The 12,751-nt window shown below is 74.1% G+C and carries 13 protein-coding genes and 1 tRNA gene; 4 read left to right on the forward strand and 10 right to left on the reverse strand.

The genetic code is table 11. The features are described from left to right. Positions 1-97: 97 nt before the first annotated feature. Positions 98-1,018, reverse strand: a complete 921-nt coding sequence (locus KG111_RS13105; protein ID WP_205292067.1) for a hypothetical protein — start codon at positions 1,016-1,018, stop codon at positions 98-100. Positions 1,019-1,212: 194 nt separating this feature from the next. Here KG111_RS13105 and KG111_RS13110 point away from each other — a divergent pair, with 194 nt between their 5' ends. Beyond that, entirely contained in the window at positions 1,213-2,088 is an 876-nt protein-coding gene (locus KG111_RS13110) for a bifunctional helix-turn-helix transcriptional regulator/GNAT family N-acetyltransferase (RefSeq protein ID WP_205292068.1), read from the forward strand. A 36-nt stretch (positions 2,089-2,124) separates the two neighbouring features. Here the strand turns inward: KG111_RS13110 and KG111_RS18335 are convergent, their stop codons facing one another. Together KG111_RS18335 and KG111_RS13115 are read right to left on the reverse strand one after the other, a co-directional pair. After that, positions 2,125-2,265 carry a pirin-like C-terminal cupin domain-containing protein gene (locus KG111_RS18335; protein ID WP_240195894.1) on the reverse strand — a complete coding sequence of 47 codons (141 nt, stop codon included), beginning with the start codon at positions 2,263-2,265 and terminating at the stop codon, positions 2,125-2,127. Then, a complete protein-coding gene (locus KG111_RS13115; protein ID WP_240195895.1) occupies positions 2,199-2,678 on the reverse strand; it encodes a pirin family protein in 480 nt (159 codons plus the stop codon). The genes KG111_RS18335 and KG111_RS13115 overlap by 67 nt, the downstream gene beginning before the upstream one ends. 120 nt (positions 2,679-2,798) lie before the next feature. Between KG111_RS13115 and KG111_RS13120 the strand changes: the two genes are divergently transcribed. Further along, positions 2,799-3,653, forward strand: coding sequence for a universal stress protein (locus tag KG111_RS13120; protein WP_205292069.1), 855 nt, complete (start codon positions 2,799-2,801; stop codon positions 3,651-3,653). Between the two features lie 25 nt (positions 3,654-3,678). Here KG111_RS13120 and KG111_RS13125 read toward each other — a convergent pair whose 3' ends face one another. Further along, on the reverse strand, positions 3,679-4,836 hold the full coding sequence (locus tag KG111_RS13125) for an AI-2E family transporter (protein ID WP_205292070.1): 1,158 nt from the start codon (positions 4,834-4,836) through the stop codon (positions 3,679-3,681). A 92-nt stretch (positions 4,837-4,928) separates the two neighbouring features. On the opposite strand from KG111_RS13125, the gene KG111_RS13130 reads away from it, so the two are divergent. Together KG111_RS13130 and KG111_RS13135 are read left to right on the forward strand one after the other, a co-directional pair. Continuing rightward, positions 4,929-6,512: a phytoene desaturase family protein gene (locus KG111_RS13130; protein WP_205292071.1), complete on the forward strand. Its 1,584-nt coding sequence runs from the start codon at positions 4,929-4,931 to the stop codon at positions 6,510-6,512. Between the two features lie 79 nt (positions 6,513-6,591). Next, positions 6,592-6,664: transfer RNA gene (locus KG111_RS13135), tRNA-Lys, on the forward strand. Positions 6,665-6,731: 67 nt separating this feature from the next. Here KG111_RS13135 and KG111_RS13140 read toward each other — a convergent pair. The 6 genes from KG111_RS13140 to KG111_RS13165 all read right to left on the reverse strand — a co-directional run bounded on the left by KG111_RS13140 (position 6,732) and on the right by KG111_RS13165 (position 12,738). Further along, positions 6,732-7,133 (reverse strand): DoxX family protein, encoded by a 402-nt coding sequence (locus tag KG111_RS13140; RefSeq protein ID WP_205292072.1) that lies wholly within the window; start codon positions 7,131-7,133, stop codon positions 6,732-6,734. A gap of 18 nt (positions 7,134-7,151) precedes the next feature. After that, complete coding sequence (locus KG111_RS13145) at positions 7,152-7,340, reverse strand: hypothetical protein (protein WP_205292073.1); 189 nt, start codon at positions 7,338-7,340, stop codon at positions 7,152-7,154. A 98-nt stretch (positions 7,341-7,438) separates the two neighbouring features. Beyond that, positions 7,439-9,988, reverse strand: a complete 2,550-nt coding sequence (locus KG111_RS13150; RefSeq protein ID WP_205292074.1) for a DEAD/DEAH box helicase — start codon at positions 9,986-9,988, stop codon at positions 7,439-7,441. Positions 9,989-10,149: 161 nt separating this feature from the next. Beyond that, positions 10,150-11,163 carry a helix-turn-helix transcriptional regulator gene (locus KG111_RS13155; protein WP_205292075.1) on the reverse strand — a complete coding sequence of 338 codons (1,014 nt, stop codon included), beginning with the start codon at positions 11,161-11,163 and terminating at the stop codon, positions 10,150-10,152. After that, positions 11,160-12,284 (reverse strand): WYL domain-containing protein, encoded by a 1,125-nt coding sequence (locus KG111_RS13160; protein ID WP_205292076.1) that lies wholly within the window; start codon positions 12,282-12,284, stop codon positions 11,160-11,162. The genes KG111_RS13155 and KG111_RS13160 overlap by 4 nt, the downstream gene beginning before the upstream one ends. Positions 12,285-12,438: 154 nt before the next feature. After that, positions 12,439-12,738: a GroES family chaperonin gene (locus tag KG111_RS13165; RefSeq protein ID WP_205292129.1), complete on the reverse strand. Its 300-nt coding sequence runs from the start codon at positions 12,736-12,738 to the stop codon at positions 12,439-12,441. Positions 12,739-12,751 lie beyond the last annotated feature (13 nt).

The raw sequence follows: 12,751 nt of genomic DNA on the forward strand, positions 1-12,751 counted from the left end.
TCAAGTCCCGTTACTCACCCCAAGCGATCGAGCCCCTGACCCGGTCGGGTCAGGGGCTCGATGCGTCACGGGGCCCGGTCGGCGACCGAGACGTCCCTCACTCGGCGGCGGGGCGCTCCGCGCTGTGCTCGGAGACGGCCTTGGCGATGTCGGCAGGCGTCACGTCGACGTCCGCCCGGTCCGCGGCCGCGTCGATCGCCGTCGTCGGCGCCGGCGTGGCCGGCTTCTTCGGCTTCGCGACGGGCGCCGGATCGAGCCCGAGCTCCTCGGTGACGTTCACCGGCTTGTCCGGGGTGATCTCGACGCTCGGCTTCTCCTTCGGCGCGGGCTTCTCAGCGGCCTTGGCCGTGCTCGTCTCCTTGGCCGCGGGAGCCTTCTCGGTGGGGGTCTTCTCGGTGCCCGACTTCTTGGCCGGAGCCTTCTTCGTCGCCTTGGCGGCGGCCGGAGCAGCGGCCGCGGGCTTCGCCGGGGCCGGGGCCTTCTCGGGGTCGGCGGGGGTCTGCACAGCCGTCTTCGGCGCGGCCTTCTTCGGCGCCGCCTTCTTCGGAGCCGCCTTCTTCGGAGCCGCCTTCTTCGCCACCTTCTCGACCGGGGTGTCCGCGACGACCGCCTCGGCCTTCTTCGCGACCTTCTCCACCGGCACCTTGGCGGCGGCCTCCTCGGTGGTGCTCCGCACGGCCTGAGCGGTCTTGGCCGCCGCCTTCTTCGCCGGCGCAGCCTTCTTCGTGACCTTCGCGGCCGCGGTGCCGGCAGCATCGGTGGCAGCGTCGGCGGCAGTCGTGGCCACGGTGGACGCGGCGGCGGCGGCCTTCGCGACCGGCTTCTCCGCCGTCCTGCGCCCGCCGACGAGCGAGGTCACCGCGCCCGCCGCGGTCTTCGTGACGTGCTCACCGGCGGCGATGCCCGCGGAGGCGGCGCCCTTGGCCAGCCCCACCGCGGAACCGGCTACCACGACGGGTGCCCTCAGCGAGTCGACGGCGACGTCCTTGATCTTGTCCAGCGGGTTCTTGCGAGCCACGGGATTCCCTTTCGCTTGTGTCCCCGGGCGCTCCCGGCCCGGGTGTCCTTGGTCACGGGGCAGTACCCGCTACCAAAGAGGCAACGCAGCCGGGCCGAGTCCGTCACGTCACACCCCGCCGAGGTGGACGGGACGGCTCCCCATCTGGCCTGCCACCCTTGCCCACCCGCCGATCTTCTGACTATGGTCAGAGAATGTCGGCGGTCCAGGCGTTGCGCTCCTTCAACCGGACCTACACCCGCCACATCGGCGCCCTGGACGACTCCTTCCTGGGCACCGGCCGTCCGCTCGCCGCGTCCCGGCTGCTCTTCGAGATCGGGTCGGCGGCCCCGGACGGCATCACCGTGCGCGAGCTGCGCACCAGGCTCGGCCTGGACTCCGGCCAGCTCTCCCGGATGCTGCGCCAGCTGGAGGCCGACGACCTCGTCACCACCGCGCCCGATCCCGCCGACCGGCGCCGGCGGCGGGTGAGCCTGACGCAGGCCGGCGCCGCGGCGTACGACGACCTGGAGCGCCGCGCCCAACGGCAGGCCGAAGGACTCCTCGCTCCCCTGACGACACGCCAGCAGCAGCGCCTGGGCGAAGCGCTGGCGACCGCGGACCTGCTGGTCCGGGCGGCGCGGGTCCGGCTGCAGGAGGTCTCCCCCGCGCACCCGAGCGCCGAGGAGGCGGTGCGGCACTACGTGGCGGAGCTCGACACCCGGTTCCCGGGCGGCTTCGCGACCGGCGGACCGGACCCCGCCGAGCCCGGGGCGACGTACGTGGTCGCCACTGCCGACGGCGCGCCGGTGGCCTACGGCGGCATCCGCCCCGTGCCCGAGGTCGGGCCGGGGGCCGCGGAGGTCAAGCGGATGTGGGTGCACGGCGAGTGGCGCGGAGCCGGGCTGGGCGCGAGGATGCTGCGCCACCTGGAGGATCTGGCCGCACAACAGGGCTTCGGCCGCGTCGTGCTGGACACCCACGCCACCCTGACCGAGGCGATCGCGCTCTACGAGCGCTCCGACTACCGGCAGGTGGAGCGCTACAACGACAACCCGTACGCCCAGGTCTTCTTCAGCAAGGACCTGTGAGCCCAGCACGCCGCGCGCGGCGCCCGGCGGTGCGGCTCAGGAGCCGATCGGCAGCCCGAACCGCCCCTTGGCGTAGTCCTCGTGCGCCGCGAGCACCTCGGCCTTGTTCATCACGAAGGGTCCGGCCCAGGCGATGGACTCGCGGATCGGCGCACCCCCGAGGACGACGACCTCCATCCGGGGCGAGCGGCCCTCCTGGTGCTCGTCGGCGGTGACGGTCCCGCGTGTGCCCCGAGGCGGCCGGCGATCAGCCGCACCAGGACGCCCGCATCCTCCGAGGCGAGCAGCGCGACCTCGCCGGCGCGCAGGTCCTGGTAGCGCGGCGCGGCCAGCTTGTCGGCACGCGGCAGGTTCACCCACAGCTGGATGCCGTGGAACAGCCCGCCGGAGACCAGCAGCGACTCCGGCGGCGCCTCGATGTGCAGCAGCCCGCCGCCGGCGGTCATCCACTGGGTGTCCCCGTCGGTGATCGAGCCGCCCCCGCCGTGGCTGTCGGCATGGTCGAAGGTGCCGTCGATGATGTAGGTGACGGTCTCGAACCCGCGGTGCGGGTGCCACGGCGTGCCCTTCGGCGGGACGTTAGTTGCCATGTCAACGACATGGGTCCGGCCGTTTGTTCCCACCCGGATCGGCGCTCCGGTGCCGGTGCCCACCGACTGGCCTACCCACTGCCACGAAGCACTCAGGCAGGAGCCGCCATAATGAGCCGCGTGAGCACCGAGATCCCGCAGGGAAGCATCGTCGTCGCCGTCGACGGGTCCGAGCACGCCGACCGCGCCGTGGCCTGGGCCGCCGGCCACGCCGCCGCCACCGACCGTCCGCTGGTGGTGGCCGCCGTGCACGAGCACGCCGAGACCGCGGCCGAGCTGGCCGCGGCTGCGGCCGCCAAGGTCGCCGCCACCACCCCCGACGTCGCGTGCTCGACCTTCAGCACCGCCGGCGAGGCGCGCGCCGTCCTGGTGGACCTGTCCGCCGACGCCGGCCTGCTGGTGCTCGGCTCGCGCGGGCGTGGCTCGCTGCGCAGTCTGCTGCTGGGCTCGGTCAGCACGTCGGTCAGCCGGCTCGCGACCTGCCCCGTCGTCGTGTGCCGGCCGCGCCCCGCGGACGCCGTCGCCGGCGGCGTGCTGGTGGCGGTGGACGGCGAGCCCGGGTCCCGCGCGGTCATCGAGCACGCCTTCTCCCACGCCGCCGCCCACGGCCTGCCGCTGACCGCCGTGCACTGCGTGTGGGACGCCGCCGCCGCGGTCGCCGGGCTGCACGGCAGCTCCGCCGCGGAGGTGATGCCGAGCGACGCCGAGGAGCTGACCGCCACCCTGCGCGAGGCCGTCGACCCCGTCGCCGAGGCCTACCCCGGCGTCACCGTGCACTACCAGGTGCGCCACGGCCTGATCGACGACGTGCTCACCAACCGCTCCGAGGAGTGGGAGCTGATCGTGGTGGGCCGACACCCGCTGGACTCGGTCTCCCGGATGGTGATCGGCTCCATCGCCAGCGCCGTCGTCGAGCGGGCCCGGACCAACGTCGCGGTCGTCCCCGTCGGGCGGGCCGCCGAGCCGGGGGCCTGAGCCACCCGCTGCCCGGCGGGCGAGGTCAGGTGTCCGCGGTCGCGCCGGCTTCCCCGTCGGCCGACTGCGGCGCGACCTCGCCCGCGACCAGGGCGACCTGCTCGTTGAGGTAGCGCAGGACGACGGCCAGCACGGCGACCACCGGGACGGCCAGGAACGCCCCGGGGATGCCGAACACCGATCCGCCGAGGGTGACCGACAGCAGCACCACGGCGGCGTGCAGGTTCATCGACTTCGACTGCAGCAGGGGCGAGAGCAGGTTCCCCTCGACCTGCTGCACGGCCGCGATCACCAGCAGGGTCCACAGCGCGCCCGAGACGCCGTTGGAGACCAGCGCGACCAGGACGGCCAACCCGCCGGCCGCGAAGGCCCCGACGATCGGGACGAAGCCGGCGAAGAAGGTGATGATCGCCAGCGGGACGGCGAGGGGCACCCCGATGATGACGAGACCGAGCCAGATGAAGAACGCGTCGATGGCGCTGACGACGGCCTGGGTGCGGATGAAGCCGCCCAGGGTGTTCCACGACCGGGTGGCGACCTCGGCGAGGTGCGCACCGACGGTCTGCCCACCCACGCCGCGCAGCCAGGGGATGAACCTGTCGCCGTCCTTGATGAACAGGAAGCACAGGATCAATGCCAGCACCAGGTTGAGCGCGACGTTCGTAGCGGTGGTCAGCCCGGCGAGCATGCCCGAGGCGATCTCGGTCGCCGACTCCTGCAGCTTCTCCTCTGCGCTCTGCAGCAGCGCGTCGACCTGTTCGGAGGACAGGTAGTTCGACTCCTGCGCCCACGTCTGCAGGCGGTCGATCCCTGCCGAGGCGTCGGTGGCGATCTCACCGACCTGGTCGGCCACGGAGGGCACCACCAAGAAGCCCACGAGGACCAGCACGGCAGCCGCGGCGATGAGGCTGACGCCGGCGGCCAGGGCACGCGGTAGCCGCGCCCGGTCCCGCAGCAGCCCGGCGAGGGGCGCCAGCACCGTCGAGAGCACCAGGGCGATCGCGACCGGCAACAGGATCGGCCACGTCCACGCCACCAGCGTGCCGAGGATCCAGGCACCGATGGCGATCAGGATCCAGCGACAACTCCAGGTCGCCGTCCAGGCGATCCCGCGGCCGATGGCGTCCTCACGGCGCGTGTTCGGTGCCGAGCCGCTGGGTGACGATCCTCTGTCCTGGTTCATCCCCTCATCCTGCCGGGCGCTCCCCAGCCGGACCTCCCGTGTCGGGTGCGGGCCACGGCGGCACCCTGGTCCGCAACACCTAGGCTCAGGCCATGACCCGCTACGACGTCGTGGTGGTCGGGGCGGGGCACAACGGGCTCACCGCCGCGGCGTACCTCGCCCGCGCCGGCCTGTCCGTCCTCGTCCTGGAGCGCTCGGCACACACCGGGGGCGCCGCGGTCTCCAGCCAGGCGTTCGCCGGGCACCCGACGAGGCTGTCGCGCTACTCCTACCTGGTCTCGCTGCTGCCCGACCAGGTCGTCGCCGACCTCGGCCTGGACCTGCGTCTGCTCAGCCGCCCGACGGCGTCGTACTCCCCCACCGTGCGCGGCGGCCGGGAGACCGGCCTCCTGGTCGAGCGGGAGGAGGGCGAGGCCACCCGCGCCTCGTTCCGCGAGCTCACCGGCTCCGACGAGGCGTACGACGCCTGGTGCGCCTTCTACGCCGAGGTCGCCACCCTCACCGCGGCGGTGGCGCCCACCCTGCTGGACCCCCTGCCCCGCGAGGGCGAGATCCGCGAACAGGTCGACGCCGCGACGTGGCGGGCGCTGGTGCAGCAGCCGCTCGGAGCCACCCTGGAGCAACGCTTCACCGACGACCTGGTCCGCGGCGTGGTGGCCACCGACGCCCTGATCGGCACCTTCGCCTCGCTGCACGACGAGCGGCTGGCACAGAACCGCTGCTTCCTCTACCACGTCCTCGGCAACGGCACCGGCGAGTGGCGGGTGCCGGTGGGAGGCATGGGTGCGGTCACCGACGCGCTGGCCCGGGCGGCGAGCGCCGCAGGGGCCGACCTGCGCACCGGCGCCGGAGTGAGCGCCGTGCATCCGGGCGGCGAAGACGAGGACGCCAGCGTCACCTGGCACGACGGCACCCACGAGCACACCGTGCGGGCCGGCCACGTGCTGGCCGGTGTCGCGCCGTGGGTGCTGCGGATCCTGCTCGGCGAGGGCGAGGACCCAGCCACGAAGCCGGAGGGCTCGCAGCTGAAGGTCAACCTGCTGGTCTCCCGGCTGCCCCTGCTGCGCTCGGGCGCCGATCCCGAGGTCGCGTTCGCCGGCACGCTGCACCTGGCCGAGTCGGCGAGCGAGCTGGAAGCGGCCTGGGCCGCCGCGTCGCGCGGCGAGCTCCCCGACCCGTTGCCCGGCGAGGTGTACTGCCACTCCCTGACCGACCCCTCGATCCTCGGCGACGTGCCGCCGGGCACGCACACGCTGACCTACTTCGGCCTGCACACCCCGGCGTCGCTGTTCGCCGCCGACCCGGTCGGCACCCGGGAGGAGGCGGTACGCCGCGCCGTCGCGTCGCTGGACGCGGTCCTGGCCGAGCCGCTGGACTCGGTGCTGCTGCGCACCCCCGACGGCGCTCCCTGCATCGAGGCGAAGAGCCCGCTCGACGTCGAGGCAGACCTGGCGATGCCGGGCGGGCACATCTTCCACCAGGACCTGGACTGGCCCTGGGCTCCGGCCCGGGCGCGGTTGGACTCCCCGGCTGCCCGGTGGGGCGTGCAGACGCCGTACGAGCGGGTGCTGGTGTGCGGCTCGGGGGCCCGCCGGGGCGGCGCGGTGAGCGGGATCGGCGGGCACAACGCCGCCCACGCGGTGCTGGAGCAGCTCGGGCTCCGCTCGCACAGGTAGCGGCGACCGGAGGGGTGCGCCCCGATTCGCCTTGGATCTCAGGGCGCTGGTAACGTTCCTTCTCGCGTTGAGGCGCGGAGCACCCCTAGCTCAATTGGCAGAGCAGCTGACTCTTAATCAGCGGGTTCTCGGTTCGAGTCCGAGGGGGTGTACCGAATCAGAAGGCCCGGTCACCGACCGGGCCTTCTGGTGTTTTCCGCCCCTCGTCCTCCGCTCGGCTCAGCGCTGCGGTGAGCGCCTGCCCAGCACACCCGCCCCGAACAGCGCCCACAGCACGAGCAGAGGCTGGAAGAACAGCCGGACGAAGCGCTTGGTGTCGGTGTCGAGACCGAAGCCGTCGGTGCCCTCGACGTACTGCGCGATGTTGCCCGGGAAGATCCCGACGAAGAACAGGGCGAGGGCGATCCCGATCTGCCGGCGACGACCGGGCAGCGCGACGAAGGCCGCACCGAGCCCGATCTCGGCGACACCGGAGCCGAGGACGACGAGGTCCTCGTCCAGCGGGAACCAGCCGGGCACCTGGGCCTGGAACTCCTCCCGGGCCACGGTCAGGTGGGTGATGCCGGCGAAGGTCATGACCGAGCCGAGCCCGACCCGGGCGACGGTCTGCGCGATGCTCATGCCTGGGACAGTACGGCCTCAGACCGGCTCGGGGTCCGCGTGCCGCACGGACGCGCTGGGCAACCAGGACGTGACCACCCTGCCGTCGTGCTCGTAGGTGACCATCACCCGGTCGCCGGCGCTGCTGGTCTTGAGCAGCAGGCCGAGCACGGTCGAGTCCTCGTCGATGCGTACCTCGACGTTGCGGACTGCGCGCTGTGGTGCCATCGGGGGCCTCCCTCCTACGTGGGCGCGCGAACGCCCTGGCGCGGCCCCCGTCATGAGCCGCCGTGCCAATTCTAGGTCGCGGCCCCAAGCGCGCCGGCTCAGTCGTCCGGGGTCGGCACCGGCGGCGGGGCGTAGAGCAGCCGGGCACGCTCCGCGGCGACCACGCGACGTCCGAGATCGGCCTCGGCCACGTCCAGGGCCTCGGGCGCGGCGGCCGCGGTCTCGCTGGCCCGGACGAAGTCGTCGAACTGCTGCTGCTTGACCGCCAGGATCTCGCAGATCCGCTCGTCGACGGAGTCGAGCGTGAGCAGCCGGTGCACCTGGACCGAGCGCAGCTGTCCCATCCGGTGCGCCCGGGCGACGGCCTGGGCCTCGGTGGTGGGCTTGAGCTGCGGCTCGCAGATGATCACCACCGAGGCGGCCTGGATGTTGAGCCCCACCCCGCCGGTGGTGATCTGGGCGAGCAGGACCGCGCCGTGCTCGGCGACGGAGAAGTCATCGATCATGTGCTGCCGTGTGTCGGGGTCGACCTGTCCGGTCAGCGGCCCGAAGGTCGGCTCCCCCAGCGCGGCGAGGTGCCCGGTGATCTCCTCCAACACCTCGCGGAAGTAGGAGAAGACGACCACCCGGCGGTCGTTGTCCTCGGCCTCGGCGACCAGCTCGACGAGTCGCTGCACCTTGGCCGACCGGGCGCCGCCCAGCATGGCCGCGCGCCGCATGGCGGCGAAGCTGCCCGCGGCGACCGCCGCCGCGTAGGTCTTCTCGTCGGTCTCGGAGAGCTCGAGCCACTCGTCGGTGACGACGAGCTCGGGCAGCTCGCTGAGCACGTCCTCGACGTTGCGCCGCAGGTAGGCCGGCGCCACGTGCTGCCGGAAGGCTCGCGGGGCGAGGTCCACGGTCCCGGCGGCGAGGTCGGGACGCAGGTAGCCCAGCAGCGTGCGGAACTCGTCGACGTGGTTCTCCATCGGGGTCCCGGTCAGCAGCACCGCCCGGTCCGCCTTGGCCAGCTGTGCCACACAGGCATGGGCGCGGGCGGTGTCGGGGTTCTTCACGTAGTGCGCCTCGTCGACGACCACGCAGTCCAGCTGCGCCACGTCGCGGTCGAAGTCCGCCATGCGCCACGCCAACGTCTCGAAGGTGGTCACCGCGAGCCCGCCGTCGCTCAGCCACGCGGCATAGGCCTCGTCGGCGTCGCGGCCGTGCACCCGGTGCACCGGAACCGTGGACCGGCCGGTGACCTCGCGCACCCAGTTGGTGACCACGGCGGCCGGGCAGACCACCAGGAACCGCTGCGCCCCGGTCGTCCACAGGTGGGCGAGCACGGCGAGCGCCTCGATCGTCTTGCCCAGGCCCATCTCGTCCCCGATGACCACGCGGCGCTGCACCAGGGCGAAGCGGGCGGCGAAGGCCTGGTAGCCGCGCAGCGCGACCCGCAGGTCGTCGGTGCGCAGCTCCTGCCCGCGCACCGTGTCGACCAGCCCGGGTGGCAGCTCGCCGGCGGCACGGGCAGCGGCGTCCGCGCCCTCCGAGAGCACGCCGATCTCGGCCAGCGCCGCGTAGAGGTCGGCAGGACGTCGTACGACCTCCGACCAGGGGTCACCGACCTCGACCGGCGGGGTCGGCTCGGTGGCGGCGACGCGGTCGGCGCGGCGCACCACGGCCTGCACGGAGGCGACCGGTGCTGATGCCGGGAGGCCGGGGGCTCCCAGGAGCAGCACGTGGGCCACGTCGTCGTGCAGCACACCGGCCAGCGCCCGCAGCCCGTCGGCCCGGGCGAGATCCTCCCCCGCCCCCTTCGTACGACGTACGGCGTCCCAGGCGACAAGCGCCGAGACCAGGCGGGTGGTGGCCGGGTCGCGCCGCTCCACGTCGAGCCGCACCGGCACGTCGGCCAAGGTCAGCCGCTCGAGGTCCACGGCGGCGGTGCGCAGCACGTCCGCGGTCTTGGGGCCGATGCCGTCGATGCGCCGCAGCTTGTCGCGCTGTCGCAGCAGGTCGTGCACGGTGCCGATCCCGGCGTCCTCGAGCGTCTCGAGGCGCAGCCGCTCGGTGGTGACCTGGCGCAGCTCGGCCAGCGGGAGGGTCCGCAACCGCTGCTCGGCCTGGGGGCGGCGCAGCGCCAGCGCGGCGGCCAGGACCCGCTCGCGCAAGGGGGCCTCGGCGGCGACGGCGGCGTCCAGGTCGGCCAGCGCGCGGGGCAGCTCGGCGACCTGCCCGGCCGGCAGCAGGTGCACGGCACCGAGGTCGGCCAGCGCAGCGGCCAGCCCCCACCGCGGGTCGAGGAGGTCCTCGGCGCGCAACCCGGTGCGCTCGAGCTCACCGGTGGGCGTCTCCAGGGTGAGCATCCGCTCGCGCAGCGCAGGCAGCCGGGCGTGCAGTGCGAGGAGCTCGTCGACCCCGGCGGCGGCCTCGGCGCGGCGCCGCGACCCGATGAGGAAGCGGCGCCAGGTGAGCAGCGGCGTGACGAGGCGCAGCGCGGTGGCGGTGGTGGTGTCGAGCCGGCGCAGCAGCGCGTCGTCCTCGGCGGTGACGGTGGGCAGGTTGGCCAGGTCGGCGAGGGCGTCGAGGAGCGCCTCGGTCTGCGCACGGGTCAGCGTGATCGCCTGCCATCCGGGCGGCGCCGTGCCGGGGGTCTCGCCCAGCGGCACGCGCCGCTGCCTCAGGTCGGCCCTCAGCGCCTGGGCGCGATGGTGGACCGCCGCGCGACGGCTCTGGACGGCCCGCGCCCGCTCCACGAGCGCAGCGAGGTCGGCGGCGGCGCTGCGCAGCGCACGGCGGGTCGCGCGGTCCAGGGCCGTCTCCTGCCCGCTCAGCCGCCGTGGTGCTCGAGGAGCTCGGAGGCAAGCGTCACGGCGCCGGCCTCCAGCTCCGGCGGGTCCACGACGAACGCGTCGGTGCCGGCGGCCAGCAGCAGCCGGCCGACGCGGCGCTCCAGCGGCGGCAACAGCTCGAGGTCGACGACCACCGACTCCTCGTCGTCATCGACGACGGTGACGCGCTCGGCGTACAGGTCGGCGACCCAGCGGGCGCTCTGCGGCAGCAGCACCCGCACGGTGGTGGTGGCGCGCTGCGCGGCGAGCCGCTCGTCGAGGTCGGCCGGTGGGGTGAACCTCCGGTCGGTCGGGCTCACCGTGCGCAGGTTGGAGATCAGGTAGGTGCGCAGGTTGCCGGCCTCGTCGGCAGGTCCGGCGTCGACCTCCCAGCCGCGCCGGGTCCGCACCAGCCGGTAGGGCTCGATCTCGCGCTCCGTGACGCCCTCGGCCCAGTCACGGGAGTACAGGATCCGGACCGCGGTGTGCTCGCGCTGAGCCTGCTGCAACACGGGCAGGTGACGGTCGGGCAGGTGCTGGTCGCGCTGGGGCTCGCCGGAGGATCCGGCGGCGGGGCCCAGCATGGTCTCGGTGAGCACGTCGATCGCCTCGCGGAGGGCGGTGTCGTCGGGCTCGATCTCCAGCAGGGCCATCGCGGCCGCGTGGACCAGCGCGAGCTCGCCGGCGTCGACGTGCTCCACGCCGAGCTCGGCGGGCCGCTCGGTGACGATGCGGACCACCTCGGCGGCGTTCGGGTCCTGCTCGACCCCGTCGGGTCCGAGGAACTCCAGCACCTCCGGGCGACCGAGGCCGAGCAGCCAGTCGGAGTCGACGTCGGCGGTGTAGAACGCCAGCAGGTCCTCGCGCAGCTCCTCGACCTCGGCGCCGAGGTCCGCGGCGAGCGTGGCCAGCGCGACGCCGTCGGGGTGCCGGGTCAGCCGTTCGAAGACCCGCGGGAGCCGGGCGATCCGCGCCACGTAACGCGGCGTCGGCGGCTGGGCGGACCTGCTCACTGCGCGCTCCTGACCTGCACGGCGGCCCTCAGCGCGTCCAGCACCTCGTCGCGGACGTCGGCCGGGCCCACGATCCGCACCCGTCGCCCGAGGTCGAAGAGCCGGGAGCGCAGCGCGGCACGGTGGGTCACCCGGTAGCGCAGCCACACGGTGCTGCTCGGCTCGCCGGCCTCCGCGTCGGTCTCGGTGTCGGTCGCGGGCGCCGGCTCGACGGACAGCGGCTCACCGAGCCAGCGGCGTACGTCGGGCTCGAACTCCGCGGAGGTGGCCAGGGTGACCTCGACGGGCGGGTCGATCTCCCACGTCATCGGGTGCAGGCCGGCGTGGCGTACGGCGGGCGCGGGTGAGGCGGTGCCGGGTGTGCCGACCTCGGTGTCGCTCATCCGCGAGACCACGAAGGTCTTCACGACCACCTCGCCGGCCTCCGGACAGCCGTCCGGGCCGCGATCCGCCGCGGCGAGGTCGGCGTCCTCCACGCCGCGCAGGTACCAGACACCGGCCCGGCTGCTCACGGACTCGGGGTGGACCACGCGCGGGGTGCCCTTGTAGGCGAACCGCAGCAGGCTGCGATCCCGCACCGCGTCGACGACCTGTCCCAACGCCTCGGGCACGACGCCGGCCACGGCGGCACCAGCGGCACCCCCAGCACTCGAGGACGAGGCGGCGGGGTCGGTGACGTCGGCGGGGCGGGCGGAGTCGGGCAGGCCGAGCCGCTGCACCAGGTCGCCGCGGTCGGCGAGCAGCACGGCGCGGCGCAGGGCGGCCTGCTGGGCGGTCGTGAGGCGGACCCGCAGCCGGTTGTCGACGGTGGTCAGCCGGTAGACGGCGGGCTCGCCGCGGGGTGCGACGTTCTCGATGCTCCAGCCGTGCCGCTCCAGGTGCCGCAGCTCGCGCTGCACCTGGGTGCCGGGGTCGGCTCCTTCGAAGCCGGCGATCTCGGCCAGCCGGCTGCCCGACACGCCCTGCTCGCCGTTGGCCTGCAGCACCGCGGCCATCCGCACGAGGCGCTCCATCGGCACCCGCTGGTCCCGCCCGCCCGCGCCACGGCCGCCGGTACGCGGCCGCGGGGTGCGCGCGGCGGTGCCGCCCGAGCCCGGGTCCGGCTGCTGCGACTGCGCCATGCTCATCCCTTCCCGCACGCGGGGAGGCCGCGCGCGCTGGCAGGGAGCCTACGCACCGGCGCCTTGAGGACGGGCGGATCCTGCACAGCCCGGACCACGGGCTCAATCACAAGCCCGGTCACGGCGCCGGCCACAGCACCAGGCACCGGCCCGGTCACAGGTAGAGGCCGGCCGCCTCGTCGGCGAGCCGGTCGGCGGCCACCGCGTGGACGTCGCGCTCCCGCATGACCACGTAGGTGTCCCCCGAGACCTCGACCTCTGCCTTGTCCTCGGGGTCGAAGAGCACGCGGTCGCCGGTCACCACGGCCCGGCAGTGCGGGCCGACGGCGACGACCTTGGACCAGGCCAGGCGCTTGGCGCCCATCGCCGCGGTCGCCGGGATCACGATGCCGCCGGAGGAGCGGCGCTCACCGGCCTCGATGTCGGTCTCGCACAGGATGCGGTCGTGCAGCATCTTGATGGGGGTC

It is taken from the genome of Nocardioides faecalis (genome assembly GCF_018388425.1).
GTDB lineage: Bacteria > Actinomycetota > Actinomycetes > Propionibacteriales > Nocardioidaceae > Nocardioides > Nocardioides faecalis.

Excerpts from the sequence above, each read along its gene's own strand:
- KG111_RS13110 (WP_205292068.1), top strand. The coding sequence starts at position 1,213 with ATGTCGGCGGTCCAGGCGTTGCGCTCCTTCAACCGGACCTACACCCGC.
- KG111_RS18335 (WP_240195894.1), bottom strand. The coding sequence starts at position 2,265 with ATGGAGGTCGTCGTCCTCGGGGGTGCGCCGATCCGCGAGTCCATCGCC.
- KG111_RS13115 (WP_240195895.1), bottom strand. The coding sequence starts at position 2,678 with ATGGCAACTAACGTCCCGCCGAAGGGCACGCCGTGGCACCCGCACCGC.
- KG111_RS13125 (WP_205292070.1), bottom strand. The coding sequence starts at position 4,836 with ATGAACCAGGACAGAGGATCGTCACCCAGCGGCTCGGCACCGAACACG.
- KG111_RS13130 (WP_205292071.1), top strand. The coding sequence starts at position 4,929 with ATGACCCGCTACGACGTCGTGGTGGTCGGGGCGGGGCACAACGGGCTC.
- KG111_RS13140 (WP_205292072.1), bottom strand. The coding sequence starts at position 7,133 with ATGAGCATCGCGCAGACCGTCGCCCGGGTCGGGCTCGGCTCGGTCATG.
- KG111_RS13145 (WP_205292073.1), bottom strand. The coding sequence starts at position 7,340 with ATGGCACCACAGCGCGCAGTCCGCAACGTCGAGGTACGCATCGACGAG.
- KG111_RS13160 (WP_205292076.1), bottom strand. The coding sequence starts at position 12,284 with ATGGCGCAGTCGCAGCAGCCGGACCCGGGCTCGGGCGGCACCGCCGCG.
- KG111_RS13165 (WP_205292129.1), bottom strand. The coding sequence starts at position 12,738 with ATGCTGCACGACCGCATCCTGTGCGAGACCGACATCGAGGCCGGTGAG.